We start from the raw sequence: 21370 nt of genomic DNA, 5'->3' as shown, positions 1-21370 counted from the left end.
GCACTGGTTACGTGAGGTAGTCGCCCGTGGCCTCCGGCTGGAACAGAATGCTCTCGACCACGGCCGCGCACTCTTCGCCATGCGGTGTGTGCCACCTGGCCACATCGCCGGTTCGAAGGCCCAACAAGCTCATGCCCACGGGCGACAGCACCGAGATAAATCCCGCTGCGGGTTCAGCGTCCTGCGGGTAGCAAATGGTCAGCACCTGGCGCCGGTGGGTGTGCACGTCCACCAGCTCCACCCGCGAATACATGGTGACCACATTGGCCTGTACGGTGCGCGAGCTGGTGACATCTGCGTTGGCCAGCAGATGGTCAAGAACGGGCGGGGGCTGGTGGCCCACCAACTTGGTCAGGCGCGAATAGTCCAGGTCGGTGAGCATGCGCTCGCCATGGGCCACGACACCAACATCAATACCAACAACTGCTGCTGCATGCATAAAAAGCACTCCATCAAATGCGGCTGTCGCCCCGTGTAAACAGGACAGCCGCGACCGCGCGAGGCTGGTGCCCGGCGGTGGATGGTTGCGCAAAAAGAGGATGAGGAGAGAGGGTGCCGCCGGGCTTAGGAATGTGCTGGCGTCAGCTGACGACGCGCGTTTTTCTTGGCCACCGCTCGCGCGCAGGCCGCTGCGTGGAGCAGTGCTGTCAGGGCGGCAAAAGTGCAAACCAGGAGGGTCGTCATGGGCGGGAGTGTAGGCCGCGTGGGGTGATTTGCGGTCAATGGCCCCAGGGTTCTTGCCAGATAGAGGGTGGCGGTGGACTCATTTTTTGATAGCTACTAGCGCTTATCCATCAAGCGCTAGAGGCCAATTTTGCTTGAAAATCTACATATCCCGGATCTGCCGGTGTCCGTTCGGGCTGCGTCTGTCGAAGCCATGGAACGCTATGGGAACAGCCTTCGACCCGTCTCAGACCGCAGGGCAATCCGACAGGCTTAGGACGAGCGCACGGTCTATCTGAGTCAGGCGCCGCCCCTCTCGACTGAAGGGCTAGTGCAGTGTTTCATGCTTGATGGCACAAATAAAAAGGATGGATTTTTGACTCTGGCAAGGCGCAAACCGGAGCAATACCGGGTGTATCGCGAGGATTTGCAACGCCGCCAGGGGCGAAAAGACGCCTTTTTATGTGCCAGATAGCGTGAAACACTGCACTAGACCTCTCTGAGGTAGCCCCGCTCCACCTGCTGCTGCTGATTCTCAAAGATGGCCATCGCAGTCTTCATGCGCATGAAGCCGAACTTTCTGTAAAAAGGCTCTTTGCCAGGGACCGCATACAAGATGATTTTCTTGTGACCGCGTGACATTTCCACCAGGTCGCTCACCACCTGTTTACCAAGGCCTGTGCCTTGATGGCTCGGCAAGACCGCAATGTCGCAGATGTACGAACAGTCCCCACCATCTGCGAGCGCACGCCCCGCCGCCACGAGTTTTGCATTCTCATAGACGAAACACTGAAACATGCTGTTTGAAAAGACCTTCAGCAAATGATGCGGCGGCTTCTCGCCCAGTGGGGCGGCCCGATACAGGGCCGAAAGTTCTGCCCAGTCGACTCCATCGGTGGAGTGTTTCCATTCCAGTGTCACTTGACGTCTCCTTGTGAAGCCTAACGTTGGCGATGATTGGGCGACACCGGCGTGACCGCTACCGAAGAATGGCAGCTGCGCTGGCCGCCGGTGGCGGTCCAATCGATCAACAGGTTATGAGGCCCGCTACTCATAGATCTTCCCCAGGTACAAGAAGGTAGCGAATTTCTTCCAAGGAGATGCGCCTCGAAGACCCTGCGACTCACCAAAACCCGTGTCTTCGGCCCACGAACATGCGGACTCCAAAAAAGACTCGATCGTCACGTTCTCCCAACCACTCTGAGTCGGTCCATATGGGCTGGAAGGTGACGCCTTTTCAGCGGCGACGTCTACTTCGCGATCCTTTCGCAGAGCGCTCACGAACGTCAAGAACGACTGCTCGTCCGAGACCGACTCAAGAAGGTCGTGGAGTTCCATCGGTTGGCTCAAGCCTAATAACGAAAAAGTTCAGTGGGCGGCGTAGCCGATCCACTGCAACGCCGGGTTAGCACGGCGCTTACTACTGTGCACCTGCGCAAACCAACGGAATTATGAAAAAAAGAGCGGATAGCGCAAGCCACACCTGCTGGAGCACGATTTGACCTCAAACCTCCGGCCACCATCGGAACCGCGAGCGCGAAGGCAGTGGCGAGATGGAGGAAAAAGCGCGGGATTAACCATGGCAGATTATTAAGGCTGACCAGCTAAAATTTGGCTCATCTTTGGCTTTCAAGTAGCAACTCTTGCTCAAGCAAACGCGATCCTTCGAAAAATAATAGTCCAAGCGGGAAGTGCCTGCCCGCGCTACCGATAAAAAATGCGGTACCAAAACCATCACTATTAATATACTGAAGGGCGGAGAGTAAATAAATTACTGAGGGCAAAATGCTGAGCGCCATAAGAAGGACTGCGACGATCCGGAGCATGCGGACCGGGCCAGATCTAGTAATAGTATAGAGTTTAAATTTTCCAAATGCTACGCCGAATATTCTGAAGGCAACCAAAGATAAAACTGCCAGTTCCGCGACATTTGTTATCACAACGATCAATATGGTTGAAAAGTTGTACGTCTCGAAACGATGTAGCACTTGCAACGTAAGGTAGAGGGGAGGAATTGAAGGAATTCCAGCAAAAATTAAGCAAATGCAGTAAAGGGACCGAACAAATAAATTTGACGGAGTAAGCATAACTTTAGATTGATAAGAAAATAAGGCTAACGTAATTTAGACCGCAAAACCTGCAGGATAAACTGGAAATTGCGGGATATTCTGGACACCGATTTCCTCTGAAAGTGGCTCGCAGCTTGCGATTGCGGACGATCTACTGCATAAATGCACAGGTATAAAAATTTCGACAAACCCGGCGCGCTGTTTTGGTGAGGACTATAACTTTCACGTACCGGACGGCGGCTTGGCTGCAGTTGATCGCCTATGCCCAACCACACCGCGTAATAGCGGCACGACAGCCTCCTATGGCACAGCACCCCGCGCTGCCTCAGAACCCAACACCCAGTGCTGAGCGTCAGCTCACATCGCGAGACATCAACAACCGTAAACTCGCGTAGGCAAAAACGACCGACAAAGTCGCGTTGAACCACCGTTGGGTTTTCAGATAGGCAGAGCGCGCCACCGTTGTAGAGAACGCGATGGCATACCCAAAGAACACACACTCCCCGAGCGCAGCGCAGGACGCCACCACCGCAAAGGCATGCCCCTGGCCTGAGCCAGGCGGCAGCGCCAAAGCCACGATAGAAAGCCAGACGAAGATGGCCTTGGGGTTGGTGATGTGCATGCCCAGGCCATTGATGAACGCCCGCGCGTTGGAGGCTGCTTCAATCTGAGGTGACTGCGTTGGTGTGTGGGGCGCCCACGCGGACCGCGCTGCTTTCCAGGACAGGTACAGCAAATAGGCTCCGCCCAACAGCTTGAGCACGACCATCGTCCATGAATAGGTGACCATGAAGGCTGACAAGCCCAGTGCCGCTGCCAGGCCTCAGGCGAGCGAGCCGCAAACAACGCCTGCCGCCAACGCCATGGCCTGCCTGCGGCCTTGGGACATGGCGGTGGACATGATGGCCATGTTGCTCGGGCCGGGGCTGGCAACACCCAGGGCGTAGGCCGAGAGTGCGATGGCCAGCGAAGGTGAGAGAAATTCAGCAGTCATGAGTGGGGTGGTGTTGCGCCGCCTGAAGCATCGCGTCAGGCGACGCAACCCGGATAGGGGCGAAGCACCGTAGTGCTTGGCGCGCCAGAGTAACGCAGCAGTGCATGCGAAGCGAGGCGCGTGCATGCCGTTGGCTTGCACACGCTGGAGAAACAATCAATTTTCATAGCTACCAGCGCTTAACCACCAAGCGCTGGAGCCCTATTTCATACAAATTTACACTACTGTCCGGTAAACCTCCCAGAAAAGTAGTTCAAACATAGACTGGGCGCGGTCTCCCAGAGGATTCTCAATTCCGGCGATTTGAAACGCGATCCACGTCAGTGGCGTACCGTGACCTCATTTTTTGAGGGCTACACCATGAACACTGGGCGCACAGTATTCGCACAACTGCTGGGGGTCGTGCCGTTTAGCCACTTTGAACACCTTGTTGACAAATACCAAGCCAACCGATGGACGCGCGACTTCACCGCATGGAGTCACTTCATCTGCATGGCTTACGCGCAGCTCACCCGCAGAGAGGGTTTGCGTGATCTGATCGCGTGCTTGAACTCTCACAGCAGCAAGCTCTATCACCTGGGCCTGCGCCATCGGGTGTCACGTTCCACCTTGGCCGATGCCAACGAGCGGCGCGACTCGGCATTGTTTGAAGCGTTGGGTCATCGGCTGACAGAGATGGCGCTGGCTTTGTACCAAGACCATGACATTGGGTTGGGCCTGAAGGAGCCGTTGTATGCCATGGACTCCACCACCATCGATTTGTGCCTGAAGGAGCCGTTGTATGCCATGGACTCCACCACCATCGATTTGTGCCTGAGCTTGTTTCCCTGGGCTGACTTTCGATCCACCAAGGCAGGTGTCAAAGCCCACACCGTGATCGACTTGCGTGGCGCAATTCCGGTCATGCTCACCATCACCACAGGCAAGGTCAGTGATGTGAGCTTGCTTGACAGTTTGACTCTGCCAAAGGGCTCCATCGTGGTGCTGGACAGGGGCTACGTGGACTTTGCCCGGCTGTACCTGCTGGTGCAGCAGGAATGCAGCTTTGTGGTGCGCGCCAAAGACAACTTGAGTTTCCATTGCATTGACGCAAACCCCACCGACGCCAAGGCAGGAGTCTGGTCAGACCAGACAATTGTGCTGACCGGGGAGCGCTCCAAGAAGGGCTACCCACAGCCTTTGCGTCGGGTACGCTTTTATGACGCTGTGAGTTGCCTGGAGTTAGTGTTTCTGAGCAATCGCCTGGACTTATCGGCCCTGACCATCGCAGCGATCTACAAGCAGCGTTGGCAGGTAGAGTTGTTCTTCAAGTGGCTCAAGCAGAACTTGAACGTCAAACACTTCTTTGGCAACTCCCTGAACGCGGTGCGCTCGCAAATCTGGATTGCACTGTGTACCTATCTCATGGCCTTGATCGCCCACAAGCCGTTTCATGCGCGGATTTCATTGCGCAACTTCCTGCATCTGGCGGAGGTCAACATGTTCGAGAAGGTCACCCTGGCACAGATGGTGACCAACGCACTCACCGGAGATGAGATTGAGCAGGGGCAGCATCAGACGGAGCTATTCTGATACACCAGGGAAATTTACCGGACAGTAGTGACAAATTTACTGCATTCCTGCCGCGTCACAGCTTGGCAATTGACACCTCCGTGGACTTGACCAGCGCGACCACGTCGGAGCCGACGATGAGCCCGAGGTCGTCCACCGAGCGGGTGGTGATGACGGAGGTGACAACGCCCCAGGGCGTTTCGACATCGACCTCGGAGACGACGTCACCGCGGATGATTTCGCGGACTTTGCCTTTGAATTGGTTGCGTACGTTGATGGCTTGGATGGACATGGGGTTCTCCTTGAAAGTCCGTTGAAAAAAGCAGGGGTAAAACAAGTAGGCAGATGGGCGGTATCAGAGCTGGCGGTGCCCGCTTCAGCGTTCGCACTGAGTCTGTCGAAGGGCTGCGCGCAGAGGGCGCCACGGCTTCGGCGGGCTCAGCCCGAAAGGATTGAGGCGGCGCTCTGGCTTCGCCACGTTCAGCCCGAACGGTTGTTGTGTTGACATAGGCAGCACACGCAAATCACACCGCCCATCGCAGGCCATGCGCGGCCACGCCGGGCCACGGCGCCACGTGCGCTGGCTCCCCATCAGGCTTTTGCAGCACGCGGTCGAGGATGCGTCTTTCAATCGCCGCAAACGCTGCGTCGCCTTGCGAGCGGGGGCGCGGCAGGTCGATGTGCTGGTCCAGCGCGATCTGGCCGTCTTCGATCAGGATCACGCGGTCGGCCAGGGCCACCGCCTCTTGCACGTCGTGAGTGACGAGCAATGCGGTAAAGCCGCTGCTGCGCCACAGGCCTTCGATGAGGCGGTGCATCTCGATGCGGGTCAACGCATCCAGCGCGCCCAGCGGTTCATCGAGCAGCAGGAGGCGCGGGTTGTGCACCAGGGCGCGGGCCAGGGCAACACGCTGGCGCTGGCCGCCGGACAGGCGCGCAGGCCATTCGCCCAGGCGGTCACCCAGTCCCACGCGGGCCAGCACGTCGGCGGCTGCACCACGCTGTGCGGGCGGCAGGCCCAGGGCCACGTTGTCGGCCACGCGCTTCCACGGCAGCAGGCGCGAGTCCTGGAACATGATGCGGGTTTCGCTGCTCAGGCCTGTGATGTCTTTGCCATCGAGGCGAATAGCGCCGCCGGAGACAGATTCGAGCCCCGCCACCAGGCGCAGCAGCGTGCTTTTGCCGCAGCCGCTGCGGCCCACGATGGCAACGAACTGGCCGGGCTCAATGATGAGTTCAGTCTTCTTGAGCACGTCGCGCGTGCCGTAGCGTTTGTCGACGCTGCGCACTTCCAGGCGCACGCCTTGGGGTTGTGGAGATGAATTAATGGTCAAAATGGCCTCCTGCGCTTATCTATCAAGCGCTAGCAGCTATAAAAATGTGAGTACTCAGGCGCTCAAAGCGGATGTCACGCCTGATAGCCGGGATGCCAGCGCAGCCAGTAGCGCTCGAGGCCCTTGGCAAAGACATCCGCCAGCTTGCCCAGCAGCGCATACAGCAGGATGCCCACGAGCACGATGTCGGTCTGCAAGAACTCCCGCGCATTCATCGTGAGGTAGCCAATGCCCGCCTGCGCCGAGATGGTTTCGGCCACGATCAGGATCACCCACATCAACCCCAGCGAGAAGCGCAGGCCCACCAGGATGCTGGAGAGCGCGCCAGGCAGGATGATCTGCCGGTACAGCTGCCAGCGGCCCAGGCCGTAGGTGCGGCCCATCTCGATCAACCCAGGGTCCACGTTGCGGATGCCGTGAAAGGTGTTGAGGTAGATCGGGAAGAACACCGACACGCTGATGAGGAACAGCTTGGCCGATTCGTCGATGCCGAACCACAGGATCACCAGCGGGATCAACGCCAGCGCGGGGATGTTGCGCACCATCTGGATGGTGGAGTCGAGCAGCGTTTCGAACAGCTTGACCGAGCCGGTGAGCAGGCCCAGCAGCAGCCCCAGGCCGCCGCCAATGGCCAACCCGGCCAAAGCGCGGCCCGCACTGACTTTGACGTGGGTCCACAGCTCGCCCGAGGCGGCCAGCGTCCACGCGGCTTTCACGACCTCCAGCGGCGCGGGCAACACACGGGTAGACAGCCAGCCTTGCGACGACGCGATCTGCCACAGCGCGATGAGGCCGATGGGCACAGCCCATGGCAACAGGCGCTGTGCGACGTTGGCGAGAAAGCGGGTCAGCGGCGCGGGGAGTAGAGGCCCCTCAATAGGCAGGTCCACGGCGTCGGCCACCGGGGATACCTGCAGTTCTCTTGCGATGTTGGTCATGGTTGGGTTCCGGTTCAGTTGGCTGTTCAGCTTTGCGACGCACGCGGCACAAAGTCGTTGGCCACGGTTTCGCCGAACGGGCCCAGCGGGTTGCCAAACAAGGGGTTGCTGCTGGCCAGCTGGTTGCGCAATGGCAGGGGCAGCAGCGGGAACACCAGCTCGGCAAAGCGGTAGGCCTCGTCCAGGTGCGGGTAGCCCGACAGCACGAAGGTGTCGAGCCCCAACGCGGCGTATTCCTCGATGCGCGCAGCCACGGTTTGCGGGTCGCCTACCAGGGCGGTGCCTGCGCCGCCGCGCACCAGGCCCACGCCGGCCCACAGGTTGGGGCTGATCTCCAGGTCTTTGCGACTGCGTTTTGCGCCTCCCGCATGAGGGACGCCATGCGGCGCTGGCCTTCGGAGTCCATGCGTGCAAACACCGCTTGAGCGCGCACCACGGTGTCGTCATCCACGTGGCGGATCAGGTCTTCAGCGGCGGCCCATGCCTGCTCGTCGGTCTCGCGCACGATGACGTGCAGGCGGATGCCGAAATTGACGGTGCGGCCATGTTTGGCGGCACGGGCGCGCACGTCAGCCACCTTTTTCGCCACTTCGGCCGGTGGCTCGCCCCAGGTGAGATACGTCTCGACCTGCTCGGCCGCCAGGTCGTGGGCTGCATCGGACGAGCCACCAAAGTACACCGGTGGATACGGCTGCTGCAGCGGCGGGAAGAGCAGCTTGGCGCCCTTGACCGACAGGTGCTGGCCTTCAAAATCCAGTGACTCGCCCCGGTGGCTGCGCGCCAAAATTTCGCGCCAGATGCGGATGAACTCTGCCGATTGTTCGTAGCGTGTGGCGTGGTCCAGAAACACGCCGTCGCCCTCCAGCTCGGCCTTGTCGCCGCCGGTCACCAGGTTGATGAGCAGCCGCCCGCCCGACAGGCGATCAAACGTGGCCGCCATGCGCGCGGCCAGCGCGGGCTGGTGCAGGCCGGGGCGCACTGCCACCAGAAACTTGAGGTTGCGCGTGACGGGCAGCAGGCTGGCCGCCACCACCCACGGGTCTTCGCACGAGCGGCCGGTGGGGATGAGCACGCCTTCGTAACCCAGGCTGTCGGCCGCCACTGCGACTTGCTTCAAGTAGTCGTGGTTGAGCTGGCGCGCGCCTTTGGCTGTGCCGAGATAGCGGCTGTCGCCGTGGGTGGGGATGAACCAGAAAATTTTCATGAATGCCTCGGGGAGTTGGGTCTTGACGTGGTTTTTTATGGCTGAGCGGGTGCAGCGGCCAGTTACACGGCGGCGGGCCGCCAAACGATGTCAGCCACGTTCACCGGTTTGGGGATGAGCCCGAGCTTGAAAAACGCATCGGCCACGCGCTGCTGGTCAGCCACTGTGGCGGCGCTGAGCAGCCCCACGGGCGACGACGGACGGCGCTGGATGAACAGGCTGACCACACCGGCGTCCAGCCCACTGAAGTCGGCGATCAGCTTGATGGCGTCCTTGCGCGCCTCTTGCGCCAGGCGGTCGGCGCGGCTGAGTTCTTCAAACAGCACGCGCAGCACCTGGGGGTGGGCTTGCACAAACGGGCGGGCGGCCAGGTAGAACGAGTTGTTGCTGCTGGCCAGGTCGCGCCCCGTGGCCAGCACGCGCGGCTTGATGGCCAGCTCGGTAGCGGCATAGAACGGGTCCCAGATGGCCCAGGCATCGACGCTTTTGCGCTCGAAGGCGGCGCGGGCATCGGCGGGTGTGAGGTAGACCGGTTGGATGTCGGCCCACTGCAGCCCTGCCCGCTCGACCGCCTTGACCAGCAGGTAGTGCGCGCTGCTGCCCTTTTGTACGGCGATGCGGCGTCCCTTGATGTCGGCCAGGGTGCGCAGTGGCGAATCATTGAGCACCAGCAGCGCGGAGCTGTCGGGCTTGGGCGGCTCGGCACCTACATACAGCAAGTCTTTGCCAGCGGCCTGGGCAAACACGGGGGGCGAGTCGCCGGTCAGGCCGAATTCGAGGCTGCCCACCGACAGCGCCTCCAGCAACTGCGGCCCGGCCGGAAACTCCAGCCAGCTGATTCGCGTGCCGGGGAAGCGCTTCTCCAGCACGCCCTGCTGCTTGAGGATGACGAGGTTGACGGCCGACTTTTGGTAGCCGATGCGCAGCAGCTCGGGGCCTTGTACGGCGCTGGGTTGTGCTTGGGCGTAGCGGCTGGCGAGCGCCCAGCTGAACGCGGTGACGCCCAGCAGTTGCAGTGCGCGGCGGCGCTCTGCGTTCAGGGTGGGGGTGAGGTGTGTCATGGCGACATGTCCTTGCAGCGCGGGTTACAGCAGGTCGACCGGCGCGGCGTGCAGCAGGTTGAGCTTTTTGGGGATGAGCTTCAGGTCGAAGAAGGTGTCGGCAATGACCTGCTGCTCGGCCAGGATCTCGCGGGTGACGGGCGCGGTGCCGTAGCGCGCGCGGCTCAGGTACAGGTCGGTGATGCTTTTGTCGAGCCCCAGCACGGCTGACAGCTCGGCCGCGGCGGCCTCTTTGTTTTTGGAGGCCCAGGTGTCGATGGCATTGATCTCTTCGATCGCAATGCGCAGCACATCGGTGTTTTTGGTGGCGAAGTCGCGCGAGGTGAAGTAGTAGCCGCGGTTGTTGACCACGCCGGTGGCGTCGGCCAGCAGGCGCGCATCCAATGTCTTTTGCGCGGCGGCGAGGAAAGGGTCCCAGATGATCCAGGCGTCCACGGCGCCCTTCTGGAAAGCGGCGCGCGCGTCGGCCGGGGCCAGAAAGACCGATTGCACGTCGCCGTACTTCAGTCCGTTCTTCTCCAGTAGCTTGACCAGGAAGTAGTGCACGTTGGAGCCCTTGTTGTAGGCCACGCGCTTGCCCTTGAGGTCGGCCACAGAACGGATTGGCGAATCCTTGGGCACGATCACCGCCTCCAGCGCGGGGCGCGGCACGGTGGCACCGGCGTAGACCAGCGGGGCGCCTGCCGCCTGGGCAAAGATGGGCGGGGCTTCGCCCACATCGCCAAAGTCGATGGAGCCGACATTGAGGGCTTCAAGCTGCACGGGGCCCGCGTTGAACTCGGTCCAGGTCACCTTCACACCCAGCGGGGCCAGGCGCTTTTCGAGGGTGCCACGGCCTTTGAGGATGGAGAGCCAGCCTTTTTGGTGGCCCACGCGCAGCACGCGGTTGGCGGTTTGCGACCAGGCCTGGGGCGTGGTAACCACTGCGGTGGTGGCGGCTGCGGCTGCCAACAACTGGCGGCGCTGGAGGGAGAAACGGGTCAGTTCGTTCATGGTGCGGGCTCCGAATTCAAGGCAGATGAGGGTTTGGCGACCGGCTGGGCTGGCAGCAGGCGGCACACCGCCCTGCCCGCGCACCCGGCGCAGCAAAAACAAGATCAAAAAATGGGAAGGAAAAGAAGGGGGCGGCGCTGGCGCTGCAGGGCTGCTGCAGCGCGGGGCCTGCGTCAGACGCTACATCGCACCTGCGAAAAATGCACCGGCGCAAACCGTGTGGCCTGGGCGGGCGACGGACGCAAGGTTTCAGTCACCAGCACGTTGACGGCTTCGTCCAGCCGGGCAGCGATGTCCTCATGAAGGTGGTAGCTGCCCTCGGGTGTCAGCGTGACCTGGGAGTCGGTGGCGTAGATGCCGGGCAGGATGCTTTTGGCGCCCAGCGACTGCAGCACGGGGCGCAGTGCGTAGTCGAGCGCCAGCATGTGGTGGGGGCTGCCGCCTGTGGCCAGGGGCAACACGATCTTGCCTTTGAGCGCGGTCTGCGGCAGCAAATCCAGAAACACCTTGAGCACGCCGCTATAGGCCGCCTTGTAGACCGGGGTAGCCACCACCACCACGCGAGCCTGGGCCACCTGGTCGATGGCTTTCACCAAGGTGGGATGGCCAAAGTCAGCCAGCAACAATGCCTGGGGCGACAGGTCGCGGATGTGGATTCGGTCCACCAGCGCTCCGCGCACCGACAGGCGCTGGGCTACGGCGTCGAGCAAGGCGGCGGAGCGGGAGCGCTCGGAGGGGCTGCCAGCAATCAACAGGGCGGACATATCTTTCCTTTACTATTATTTTGATAGCTACTAGCGCTTTAAAAATAAGCGCTGAAGGCCATTTTTATTGTTATTTCCGCGAGTAGATCTGGTCAAACGCTGCGCCGTCGGCAAAGTGGTCCTTGGCCGCCTTTTCCCAGCCACCAAACGCGTCGTTGATGGTGAAGAGATTGATCTTGGGCAACTGCTTGGCGTACTTGGCCTGGGCCTTGACGGAAGTGGGGCGGTAGAAATGCTTGCCAATGATGTCCTGGGCTTCTTCCGTGTACAGGAACTTGAGGTATTCCTCAGCCACGGCGCGGGTGCCCTTCTTGTCCACGTTCTTGTCCACCACCGTCACGGGTGGCTCAGCCAGGATGGAGAGCGAGGGGTACACAAAGTCCACCTTGCTGCCAAATTCCTTTTCGAGCAGGTAGGCCTCGTTCTCCCACGAGATGAACACGTCGCCCTGGTTGCGCTGCGCAAAGGTGACCGACGAGCCGCGTGCACCCGTGTCCAGCACCGGCACGTTGCCGTACAGCTTGGCCACAAAATCCTTGGCCTTGTCGTCACCACCGTACTTGCGCTTGGCGAATTCCCAGGCGGCCAGATAGTTCCAGCGGGCGCCGCCCGAAGTTTTGGGGTTGGGCGTGATCACGCTGATGCCGGGTTTGATCAGATCGTCCCAGTCCTTGATGTTTTTGGGGTTGCCCTGGCGCACCACAAGAACGATGGTGGAGGTGTAAGGCGAAGAGTTCAGCGGCAGGCGCTTTTGCCAATCCTTGGGAATCCAGCCGCCGTTGGTGTGCAACGCATCCACGTCACCCGCCAGAGCCAGCGTCACCACATCGGCATCCAGGCCGTCAATGACCGAGCGCGCCTGTTTGCCCGAACCGCCGTGGGATTGCTTGATGGTGACGTCCTGCCCACTCTTGGCCTTCCAGTGCTTGGCAAACGCCTGGTTGAACTCCACATACAGCTCGCGGGTGGGGTCGTAAGACACATTGAGCAGCGTTACCGACTGCGCAAACGACGGCAAAGCCGTCAGGGCCAAACTGCCCACCAGGGCGGCGGCAAAGGGAAACTTGATAAAGTCGCGGCGAAAGTTCATGGGGAGGCCTCTTTGAATGAATGTGTTGCGGTGCAAAACACCGATGAAACGCATTCTGGAAGGCGCTCCTTAAAACTGGAACTACTGAGATTTCAGTTCTTTATATCCAAATCATCTGAGCGACTCATTTCGCTCCCCCGCTACAAGGAAATCCCATGGCACGCACCGTTCAATGCATCAAGCTCGGCAAGGAAGCTGAAGGCCTCGACTTCCCACCCTACCCCGGCGAGCTGGGCAAACGCATCTGGGAAGGTGTGAGCAAGGAAGCCTGGGCAGGCTGGCTGAAGCACCAGACCATGCTGGTCAATGAAAACCGCCTGAACCTGGCCGACGCCCGCGCCCGCCAGTACCTGGCACGGCAGATGGAAAACCATTTCTTTGGCGGGGGTGCAGACGCTGCGGCGGGCTACGTCCCGCCCAGCGCGTAACGCAGTGAAGCACTTCAAGAAATGGTTTCGCCATAACCATTTTTTTGGCAGTGGCGCAGACGCTGCAGCGGGATATGTCCCGCCCAGCGAGTGACGCAGCGCAACACGCCCCGAAGCGGTTCGCGGTAAAAACCGCCTTCCCTTTCCAACAAGGCCGGCGCCACGCCGGTCTTCTGCCGTTCCCATGACTGAACCCATCGAGTGGCTGCCGGACGGCACCCCCTACAGCGCCCGCTTTGGCGACCGCTACCACAGCGAAAACGGCGGCCTGGACCAGGCCCGCAAGGTGTTTTTGCACGGCTGCGGTCTGCCTGCCGCCTGGGCTGGCGCGCCGCAGTGGCGCATTCTGGAAACCGGATTTGGCTTTGGCCTGAATTTTCTGGTGACCTGGGCCGCCTGGCGGGCCGACCCGGCGCGGCCCACGCTGCTGCACTTTGTATCGACCGAGGCCTGGCCCGTGAGCGCGGCCGACCTGCTGCGCGCCACCACCGCCCACGCTGACCTGGCACCATTGGCCGAAGAGTTACACCGCCAGTGGTGGGGCCTGCTGCCGGGCGTGCACCGGCTGCGGTTTGACGAAGGCCGGGTGCTGCTGACGCTGTATGTGGGCGACACGCAAACCATGCTGCGAGCGCAGCAGCTGACCGTGGACGCCATCTATCTGGACGGCTTCAGCCCCCAGCGCAACCCCGACATCTGGGACCTGCACACCCTCAAGGCTGTGGCCCGCTGCGCCCGGCGCGGCACCCGTCTGGCCACCTGGACCTTTGCCCGGTCGGTGCGCGATGCGCTGGCGCAGTGCGGGTTTGAGGTGACCCGAGCGCCGGGTGTGCCGCCCAAACGCGACAACCTGCACGCTGTGTACAACCCCCGCTGGGAGCCGCGCACCACGCGCCAGCCGCAAATCGCGCCGGCGCTGCCCCCCGGTGAATGCATGGTGATTGGCGGCGGCATTGCAGGCGCGGCCACAGCCGCCAGCCTGGCCCGGCGCGGGTGGCAAGTGCGCGTACTGGACCAGGCCGCTCAGCCCGCCGCAGGCGCATCGGGCCTGCCTGCCGGGGTGTTTGCACCGCATGTGTCGCCCGACGACAGCGTGCTGTCGCGCCTGTCGCGCAGTGGCGTGCGAACCACGTTGCAACAGACGGCATGGGTATTGAAAGACGGCGTCGATTGGTCACCGTGCGGCGTGCTGGAGCACCGCACCGATGGCACGCCAGGCCTGGCGCCCTACTGGATGGACGGGCCTGGCGCCGACTGGAGCCAGCCCGCGCCATCCGCCCGGCTGGCCGGGGCCGGTCTGCCCGCAGATACCGCCGCTTGCTGGCACCATCAGGCGGGCTGGCTGCGCCCCGCCCGGCTTGCAGCGGCCCTGCTGGCGCAGCCCGGTATTGAGTGGCGGGGCAATTGCAATGTGGCGGCGCTGCGGCGCAATGAGACAACGCGGGCTGAAGGCAGCCCCACCGACCCAGTCTGGCAGGCGCTGGATGCACAAGGCGCTGTGATTGGCGAGGCGCCCGTAGTCATCATCGCGGCCGGCGCGGGCAGCCTGGACCTGCTGAACCACCGCTGGCCGTTGCAGCCTGTGCGCGGGCAGGTGTCTTGGGGAGTTCGCCCGGGATCGGCAACTCCGCTCGCGCCCTTCCCGGCCAACGGGCACGGCAATCTGGTTCCGGCGTTTCCGTGGGACGACGGCGCGGGCGGGCACATGGCATGGGTGATGGGCTCCACCTTTGAACGGGACATCGACACCCTGCCGCCGTCAGCAACCGATGTTCAGGCGGCCCATGCCGCCAACTGGGCCAAGCTGCAGACCTTGCTGCCGCGCGCGGCACCCGAGCTGAAACCTGAATTCGCCTCCTCCTCTTCCGCGCCCCGCACCTGGGCAGCAGTGCGCTGCACCGCGCTGGACCGACTGCCCATTGTTGGCCCGGTTGATGCAGTGGAACTCCCCGGCCTGTGGGTGAACACCGCCATGGGCGCCCGGGGGCTGACGCTGGCGCTTTTGTGCGGCGAACTGTTGGCCGCGCGCCTGCAGGGCGAGCCGCTACCGCTGGACACCAAGCTAGCCAAGGCGCTGGGCTCTGAGCGTCTGTAGCTGTTTTTGCGGACGCCGGGCCGCGAGCGATCTACAGCGCGATTCACCGCGCAAACCCGCCCCGGACATTGCTTATATGAATATCAGCATATCGGCAGAGCAAAACAATAGTTTGCATCCATAAGTGCGCCCCCTACATTCGCAGCCATGCATGAATTGGCGTTTATTTTTGCGGGCTTCGCTGTCGGGCTGATCGTGGGCCTGACGGGTGTGGGCGGTGGCTCGCTGATGACGCCGATCCTGATTTTCTTTTTTGGCGTGAAGCCCCACCTGGCCATTGGTACCGACCTGCTGTTTGCTGCGTTCACCAAAATGGGCGGCACGGTGAGCATGGCCCGCCAGCGCCTGGTGCCCTGGCGCGTGGTGGGTCAGCTGTGTGCAGGCAGCATTCCGGCGGCGCTGCTGTCGCTGTGGGCGCTCAAAACCCTGGGGCCGGCCAGTGGAGAGGCCCAGCGCATCATGACCACCACGCTGGGTTTTACGCTGTTGCTCACCGCCGCCGCCACGCTGTACAAGGTGGTGGCGTTCTCAAAACAACGCCAGGCGGCCGACCAGGCCAAGCGCCAGACGCTCTCGGAACAAGTCACACGTCCCCGCCACTGGAGCCTGCCCGTGTTGCTGGGCGCAGTCATCGGCACGCTGGTCACCTTCACCTCGGTGGGAGCGGGCGCCATTGGGGTCACGGTGCTGTTGCTGGTCTACCCCTTGCTGCCACTGCCGCGCGTGATTGGAGCAGACATTGCCTACGCCGTGCCTTTGACGCTGGTCGCTGGGCTGGGGCATGCCACGCTGGGCTCGGTGGACTGGCCTTTGCTTGCACAATTGCTGGTGGGCTCGTTGCCGGGTATCTGGATAGGCTCCCGCCTCGTCACCCGCACGCCTGAACGCCTGATTCGCTCTGCCCTGTCGATACTGCTGGCCTGGGCGGGTTTCAAACTGATTTTGATCTGAGTTGCTCCACGATGTACCAATACACAGAATTCGACAAGACGTTCGTACAACAGCGCGCGAACCAGTTCCGCGACCAGCTCACGCGCTGGCAAACCGGCAAGCTGCCGGAAGATGACTTCCGCCCGTTGCGCCTGCAAAACGGCTGGTATGTGCAGCGCTATGCGCCCATGCTGCGCGTGGCCGTGCCCTATGGCGAGATCGCCAGCCGCCAGATCCGTGTGCTGGCCACCATTGCGCGCGAATACGACGAGCCCGAAGCCGCAGTGTTCAAGGCTGCCATGGACGGCCAGGGTCTGCTGGGCACCACGTTCTTGCCCAAGAACTGCGCCCACTTCACCACGCGCACCAATGTGCAGTTCAACTGGATTCCGCTGTCCAAAAGCGCGGACGTGATGGACCTGCTGGCCACGGTGGACATGCACGGCATCCAGACCAGCGGCAACTGCATTCGCAACACCACCACCGACGCGCTGGCCGGTGTGGCGGTCGATGAGATCGTGGACCCACGCCCCTACGCAGAAATCATCCGCCAGTGGACCACGTTGCACCCCGAGTTCGCGTTCTTGCCGCGCAAGTTCAAGATCGCCATCAGCGGCGCAAAGGACGACCGCGCCGCCACGGGCTGGCACGACGTGGGCCTGCACCTTGTCAAGAACGACGCAGGCGAAGTCGGCTTCAAGGTGTTTGTGGGCGGTGGCATGGGCCGCACGCCGGTGATCGGCACGGTGATCCGCGAGTTCCTGCCGTGGAACCAGATCATGAATTACATCGAGGCCATCGTGCGCGTGTACAACGAGCACGGCCGCCGCGACAACAAGTACAAAGCCCGCATCAAGATCCTGGTCAAGGCTGAGGGCCAGCAGTACATCGACGATGTGGAAGAAGAGTACCGCCAGATCGTGGAGATCGACGGCGGCCCGCACACCATCCCCCAAGCAGAGTTTGATCGCGTGGCGGCCTGTTTTGTGACGCCCCGGCTGGCAGACATCGCCGATGTCGAACCCGCTGCACTGCAAGCGTCGCTGGACGCCCAGGCCGCCGAACATGTGATGTTTGGCCGCTGGCTCAAGCGCAACGTGCATGCACACCAGAACCCGCAACTGCGCGCCGTCACGCTGTCGTTCAAGCGCCCCGGCCAGTCGCCCGGCGACGCCACCAGCGAGCAATTGATCGCCCTGGCCGACCTGGTGGACAAATACTCCGCTGGCGAAGCCCGCGTGACACATGACCAGAACGTGGTGCTGCCCTGGGTGCACGCCAGCCGCCTGTTCGACCTGTGGCAAGAAGCCAAGGCCCTGGGCCTGGCCAGCGCCAACGTGCAGCTGCTGACCGACATGATCGCCTGCCCTGGAGGCGACTTCTGCGCGCTGGCCAATGCCCGCTCGCTGCCGATTGCCGAGGCCATCACCCAGCGTTATCAAGACCTGGACGAGCTCGATGACATTGGCGAGATCGACCTGCACATCAGCGGCTGCATCAACAGCTGCGGCCACCACCACAGCGGCCACATCGGCATTTTGGGTGTCGATAAGGACGGCAAGGAGTGGTACCAAGTCACGCTGGGCGGCTCCGATGGTTCTGACCTGTCGGGCGCTGCGGTGGCCGGCAAGGTGATTGGCCCGTCGTTCTCGGCGGCCGAAGTGCCCGATGTGATAGAGGCCGTGCTGGGTACGTACCGCGATCTGCGCGAACCCGGTGAAACCTTCCAGGCGGCCGTGCGCCGCACGGGCCTGGACCCGTTCAAGGAAGCCGCCAAACAAGCGCGCCACAAAGAACCAGAAACCGCCGCCGCCTGACCCGGCACCACACAGTACGGCACAGCCCCCTTCCAAAATGTTGAAACTACTCGCCGCCCAAGACCACCAGCCGCCCGCAGAGGGCGACACCCGCGCCGTGGCCCTGCCCAACGACGCGGACGCCCTGGCACTCCCGCTTGATAACGTGGAACGTGTGGACCTGCACTTTCCCAACTTCACCGATGGCCGCGCGTTCAGCCAGGCTTTCTTGCTGCGCCGCCGCCGTGGCTTTGCAGGCGAGATCCGCGCCACGGGCGACGTACTGATTGACCAGCTGGTGCAGATGCAGCGCACGGGCTTTAGCTCGGCCGTGCTGCGCGAAGGCGTGGACGCTGCCGACGCGCAGCGCCAGTTTGAGATGTTCCCAGGCTTCTACCAGGGCGATGCCGTCAACCCCCAGCCGCTGTTTGCAGAGCGGACCGCAGCATGAGCACAACCATGAGCCCCACCGTCACCGCCACGGATCTCACCCGCATCAACGCCGAACTCGGCCGCAATGCCCCCGACCTGGTCAGCTGGGCGCTGGGCCTGGGCCAGCCCGCCATCGTTACCACCAACTTCCGCCCCTTTGAGGCGGTGATCCTGCACATGGTCACGCAAGTGAACCGCGACGTGCCTGTGGTGTGGATGGACAACGGCTACAACACTGAAGCCACCTATCGCTTCGCCGACGAAGTGACCAAACAGCTCGGCCTGAACCTCCAGATTTACCTGCCGCGCCGCTCGCGTGCGCACCGCGAGGCTGTGGAGGGCGCCACCCCCGCGCTGGACGACCCGCGCCATGCGGCCTTCACCGCAGAAGTGAAGCTCGAACCCTTCGCTCGCGCCTTGCGCGAAACAGCACCCAAGGTCTGGTTCACCGCACTGCGCGCCACAGATACCGCCGTGCGTGCGCAGATGGACCCGGTGAGCATTAACCCCGATGGTCTGATCAAGGTGGCGCCGCTGCTGCACTGGTCATCCAAAGACCTGCACGAATACTGCGTGAAGCACGGCCTGCCCAACAACTTCGACTACGTGGACCCCACGAAGGGCGAAGACAACCGCGAATGCGGGCTGCACCTGAGCCACTGAACCCCGACCATGAATGCCCGCACCGATGCCGCGCTGCTACAGAAGAACCACAAAATGAGCCATCAACTCAGTAACTCACACCTGGATGCCCTGGAAGAAGAAACCATCTTCATCCTGCGCGAAGTGGCAGCCGCCTTTGAACGCCCCGCCCTGCTGTTTTCGGGCGGCAAGGATTCGCTCGTCATGCTCAAGTGCGCTGAAAAGGCCTTTGGCACCAAGGCCAGCGGCGGTGGCATTCCCTACCCGCTGCTCATGATCGACACGGGCCACAACTTCCCCGAGGTGACGGACTTCCGTGACTTCCGCGCGAAGGAACTGGGCGCTGAACTCATCGTGCGCAACGTCGAGGATTCGATGGCACGCGGCACTGTGCGCCTGGCCCACCCCGGCGAATCGCGCAACGTGCACCAGTCCGTCACACTGCTCGAAGCGATTGAAGAGTTCCGCTTTGACGCGCTCATCGGCGGCGCCCGCCGCGATGAAGAAAAGGCCCGCGCCAAAGAACGCATCTTCAGCCACCGCGACAGCTTCGGCCAATGGCAGCCCAAGGCCCAGCGCCCCGAGTTGTGGACCCTGTTCAACACGCGCCTGCAGCCCGGCGAGCACTTCCGCGTGTTCCCCATCAGCAACTGGACCGAGCTGGACGTGTGGCAATACATCGACCGCGAGCAGATCGCCCTGCCCAGCATCTACTACACCCACAAGCGCCAGGTGGTGGACAAGAAGGGCCTGTTGATGCCCGTGACCGAGCTCACACCGCCCCGCGAAGGCGATGTGGTTGAAACGCGCGACGTGCGCTTTCGCACCGTGGGCGACATCACCTGCACCGCGCCAGTGGAAAGCACGGCGGCCACTGCGGCCGACATCGTCATCGAGACCCTGGCCGCCGACGTGAGCGAGCGCGGTGCTACGCGCATGGATGACAAGACGAGCGACGCGTCGATGGAAAAGCGCAAGAAAGACGGGTACTTCTAATGACCACTATGAATTCGATAGCTGGAAGCGCTTATCCATCAAGCGCTAGCGGCCAAAATGACCATATTTCCGCACTCAAGTTCATCACCTGCGGCAGCGTGGACGATGGCAAAAGCACGCTGATCGGCCGCCTGCTGGTCGACAGCAAGGCCGTGCTGCAAGACCACCTGGCCGGCGTGCAGCGCCAGGGCGAGACCGATCTGGCCCTTCTGACCGACGGCCTGTCGGCCGAGCGCGAGCAAGGCATCACCATCGACGTGGCCTACCGCTACTTCGCCACCGAAGAGCGCAAGTTCATCATCGGCGACGCACCCGGCCACGAGCAGTACACCCGCAACATGGTCACCGCCGCCAGCAGCGCCGACGCCGCCGTGGTGCTGGTCGATGCCACCAAGCTTGACTGGAAAAACCCCGGCCTGGCACTGCTGCCCCAAACCCGCCGCCACAGCCTGCTGGCGCATCTACTGCGTGTGCACTCGCTGGTGTTTGCCGTGAACAAGCTCGACGCCGTGGAAGACCCGGTGCAGGCGTGGAAGAACATTCAAGGTGCACTGGCCAAGTTTGCCCAGGACGCAGGCATTGCCGTGCGCGCCACGGTGCCCGTGTCGGCGCTGAAGGGTTGGAACGTGGTGGATGCACATGCAGGCTGGTGCGGCTACGAAGGCCCCACGCTGCTGCAGGTGCTGGAAGTGCTGCCCAACACGCCTGCGGACACCGGGCTGCCGCTGGCCTTCCCGGTGCAGTGGGTCGAAAAGTCCTCCTCCTCATCGGCCGACACCAGCCAGGGCCGCCGCGTGTTCTGGGGCCGCGTGGCCGCGGGCACCGTGGCGCCCGGCACCGCCGTGCAGATTTTCCCGAGCGGCCAACTGGCCACCGTGGCCCAGGTGCTGGACCACGCACGCCGCCCCAAGGACGTGCCCGCAGGCACCAGCGCCGGCATCATCCTGGACCGCGAGGTCGATGTGTCGCGCGGCGACTGGATTTTGGCGGCACCCACCGCTGCCGCAGCCCCGGCCGACGATGATTTTGGCGATACACCGGCCGCCACGCCCGCCTGGCCAGCCAGCCGCGAGCTGCGCACCACCGTGGCCTGGATGGACGATGAGCCCCTGGTCGCAGGCCGCGTGTACTGGGCGCTGCACGGCCACCGCTGGGTCAAGGCCAAAGTCAAGGCCGTCGTGCACCGGCTCAACATCAATTCGCTGGCCGAGGAAGACGCCACCCAGCTCGACCCCAACGCCATCGGGCACGTAGAGCTGCTTCTGCAAGAGGCGATTCCGGCGGCACCCTTTGGCAAAGCCCGCGTGCTGGGCTCGCTGATTCTGGTCGACACCGCCAGCCACAAAACCGCCGGCGCTGTGCTGGTGAACTGACCAAGAACTGATCCAGA

21 protein-coding genes and 1 pseudogene are annotated in these 21370 nt (G+C 62.5%); 9 read left to right on the top strand and 13 right to left on the bottom strand.

The features are described from left to right. Positions 1 to 7: 7 nt before the first annotated feature. From ACK4OE_RS06880 to ACK4OE_RS06860, 5 genes are all read right to left on the bottom strand, one after another. A complete protein-coding gene (locus ACK4OE_RS06880; RefSeq protein WP_409883931.1) occupies positions 8 to 439 on the bottom strand; it encodes a GreA/GreB family elongation factor in 432 nt (143 codons plus the stop codon). A gap of 713 nt (positions 440 to 1152) precedes the next feature. Further along, positions 1153 to 1584, bottom strand: a complete 432-nt coding sequence (locus tag ACK4OE_RS06875) for a GNAT family N-acetyltransferase (RefSeq protein WP_409883930.1) — start codon at positions 1582 to 1584, stop codon at positions 1153 to 1155. 695 nt (positions 1585 to 2279) lie between these two features. After that, complete coding sequence (locus ACK4OE_RS06870) at positions 2280 to 2489, bottom strand: hypothetical protein (protein ID WP_409883929.1); 210 nt, start codon at positions 2487 to 2489, stop codon at positions 2280 to 2282. A 595-nt stretch (positions 2490 to 3084) separates the two neighbouring features. Beyond that, positions 3085 to 3540 carry a LysE family translocator gene (locus tag ACK4OE_RS06865; RefSeq protein ID WP_409883969.1) on the bottom strand — a complete coding sequence of 152 codons (456 nt, stop codon included), beginning with the start codon at positions 3538 to 3540 and terminating at the stop codon, positions 3085 to 3087. A 15-nt stretch (positions 3541 to 3555) separates the two neighbouring features. Continuing rightward, positions 3556 to 3726, bottom strand: coding sequence for a LysE family transporter (locus ACK4OE_RS06860; RefSeq protein ID WP_409883927.1), 171 nt, complete (start codon positions 3724 to 3726; stop codon positions 3556 to 3558). Between the two features lie 360 nt (positions 3727 to 4086). Between ACK4OE_RS06860 and ACK4OE_RS06855 the strand changes: the two genes are divergently transcribed. Beyond that, complete coding sequence (locus tag ACK4OE_RS06855; protein WP_409883968.1) at positions 4087 to 5298, top strand: IS4 family transposase; 1212 nt, start codon at positions 4087 to 4089, stop codon at positions 5296 to 5298. A 55-nt stretch (positions 5299 to 5353) separates the two neighbouring features. Here ACK4OE_RS06855 and ACK4OE_RS06850 read toward each other — a convergent pair whose 3' ends face one another. The 8 genes and pseudogenes from ACK4OE_RS06850 to ACK4OE_RS06815 all read right to left on the bottom strand — a co-directional run bounded on the left by ACK4OE_RS06850 (position 5354) and on the right by ACK4OE_RS06815 (position 12661). Next, positions 5354 to 5569: a molybdopterin-binding protein gene (locus ACK4OE_RS06850; protein WP_055393898.1), complete on the bottom strand. Its 216-nt coding sequence runs from the start codon at positions 5567 to 5569 to the stop codon at positions 5354 to 5356. Positions 5570 to 5801: 232 nt separating this feature from the next. Further along, a complete protein-coding gene (locus ACK4OE_RS06845) occupies positions 5802 to 6611 on the bottom strand; it encodes an ATP-binding cassette domain-containing protein (RefSeq protein ID WP_409883926.1) in 810 nt (269 codons plus the stop codon). A gap of 74 nt (positions 6612 to 6685) precedes the next feature. Then, positions 6686 to 7549, bottom strand: coding sequence for an aliphatic sulfonate ABC transporter permease SsuC (gene ssuC / locus ACK4OE_RS06840; protein ID WP_409883925.1), 864 nt, complete (start codon positions 7547 to 7549; stop codon positions 6686 to 6688). 26 nt (positions 7550 to 7575) lie between these two features. Then, positions 7576 to 8753: pseudogene (ssuD, locus tag ACK4OE_RS06835) on the bottom strand (FMNH2-dependent alkanesulfonate monooxygenase). Between the two features lie 62 nt (positions 8754 to 8815). Further along, positions 8816 to 9814, bottom strand: a complete 999-nt coding sequence (locus tag ACK4OE_RS06830) for a sulfonate ABC transporter substrate-binding protein (RefSeq protein ID WP_409883924.1) — start codon at positions 9812 to 9814, stop codon at positions 8816 to 8818. A 24-nt stretch (positions 9815 to 9838) separates the two neighbouring features. Continuing rightward, positions 9839 to 10807, bottom strand: coding sequence for a sulfonate ABC transporter substrate-binding protein (locus tag ACK4OE_RS06825; RefSeq protein ID WP_409883923.1), 969 nt, complete (start codon positions 10805 to 10807; stop codon positions 9839 to 9841). A 173-nt stretch (positions 10808 to 10980) separates the two neighbouring features. Continuing rightward, positions 10981 to 11571, bottom strand: coding sequence for an NADPH-dependent FMN reductase (gene ssuE / locus ACK4OE_RS06820; RefSeq protein WP_409883922.1), 591 nt, complete (start codon positions 11569 to 11571; stop codon positions 10981 to 10983). A 70-nt stretch (positions 11572 to 11641) separates the two neighbouring features. Beyond that, on the bottom strand, positions 11642 to 12661 hold the full coding sequence (locus ACK4OE_RS06815) for a sulfate ABC transporter substrate-binding protein (RefSeq protein WP_409883921.1): 1020 nt from the start codon (positions 12659 to 12661) through the stop codon (positions 11642 to 11644). A gap of 155 nt (positions 12662 to 12816) precedes the next feature. On the opposite strand from ACK4OE_RS06815, the gene ACK4OE_RS06810 reads away from it, so the two are divergent. The 8 genes from ACK4OE_RS06810 (at position 12817) to ACK4OE_RS06775 (ending at position 21353) form a co-directional block, all read left to right on the top strand. Continuing rightward, the gene (locus tag ACK4OE_RS06810; RefSeq protein ID WP_409883920.1) at positions 12817 to 13089 is read left to right on the top strand and encodes an oxidative damage protection protein; all 273 of its coding nucleotides are present in this window, start codon (positions 12817 to 12819) and stop codon (positions 13087 to 13089) included. Between the two features lie 184 nt (positions 13090 to 13273). Further along, the gene (gene mnmC / locus ACK4OE_RS06805) at positions 13274 to 15184 is read left to right on the top strand and encodes an FAD-dependent 5-carboxymethylaminomethyl-2-thiouridine(34) oxidoreductase MnmC (protein ID WP_409883919.1); all 1911 of its coding nucleotides are present in this window, start codon (positions 13274 to 13276) and stop codon (positions 15182 to 15184) included. A gap of 147 nt (positions 15185 to 15331) precedes the next feature. Then, positions 15332 to 16135 (top strand): sulfite exporter TauE/SafE family protein, encoded by an 804-nt coding sequence (locus ACK4OE_RS06800; RefSeq protein WP_409883917.1) that lies wholly within the window; start codon positions 15332 to 15334, stop codon positions 16133 to 16135. Positions 16136 to 16146: 11 nt separating this feature from the next. Continuing rightward, complete coding sequence (locus tag ACK4OE_RS06795; RefSeq protein WP_409883916.1) at positions 16147 to 17931, top strand: nitrite/sulfite reductase; 1785 nt, start codon at positions 16147 to 16149, stop codon at positions 17929 to 17931. Between the two features lie 40 nt (positions 17932 to 17971). Next, positions 17972 to 18361, top strand: a complete 390-nt coding sequence (locus ACK4OE_RS06790) for a DUF934 domain-containing protein (protein ID WP_409883967.1) — start codon at positions 17972 to 17974, stop codon at positions 18359 to 18361. A gap of 8 nt (positions 18362 to 18369) precedes the next feature. Then, a complete protein-coding gene (locus ACK4OE_RS06785) occupies positions 18370 to 19005 on the top strand; it encodes a phosphoadenosine phosphosulfate reductase family protein (protein WP_409883914.1) in 636 nt (211 codons plus the stop codon). A gap of 9 nt (positions 19006 to 19014) precedes the next feature. Next, positions 19015 to 19980 (top strand): sulfate adenylyltransferase subunit CysD, encoded by a 966-nt coding sequence (gene cysD, locus ACK4OE_RS06780; RefSeq protein WP_409883913.1) that lies wholly within the window; start codon positions 19015 to 19017, stop codon positions 19978 to 19980. Next, on the top strand, positions 19980 to 21353 hold the full coding sequence (locus ACK4OE_RS06775; RefSeq protein WP_409883912.1) for a sulfate adenylyltransferase subunit 1: 1374 nt from the start codon (positions 19980 to 19982) through the stop codon (positions 21351 to 21353). The genes cysD and ACK4OE_RS06775 overlap by 1 nt, the downstream gene beginning before the upstream one ends. Positions 21354 to 21370: the final 17 nt, after the last annotated feature.

It is taken from the genome of Acidovorax sp., assembly GCF_046314175.1.
In the GTDB taxonomy this organism is placed as follows: Bacteria; Pseudomonadota; Gammaproteobacteria; order Burkholderiales; family Burkholderiaceae_C; genus Acidovorax.
Note: the sequence above shows the minus strand (reverse complement) of the source record. Positions and strands in the feature narration are given on the sequence as shown.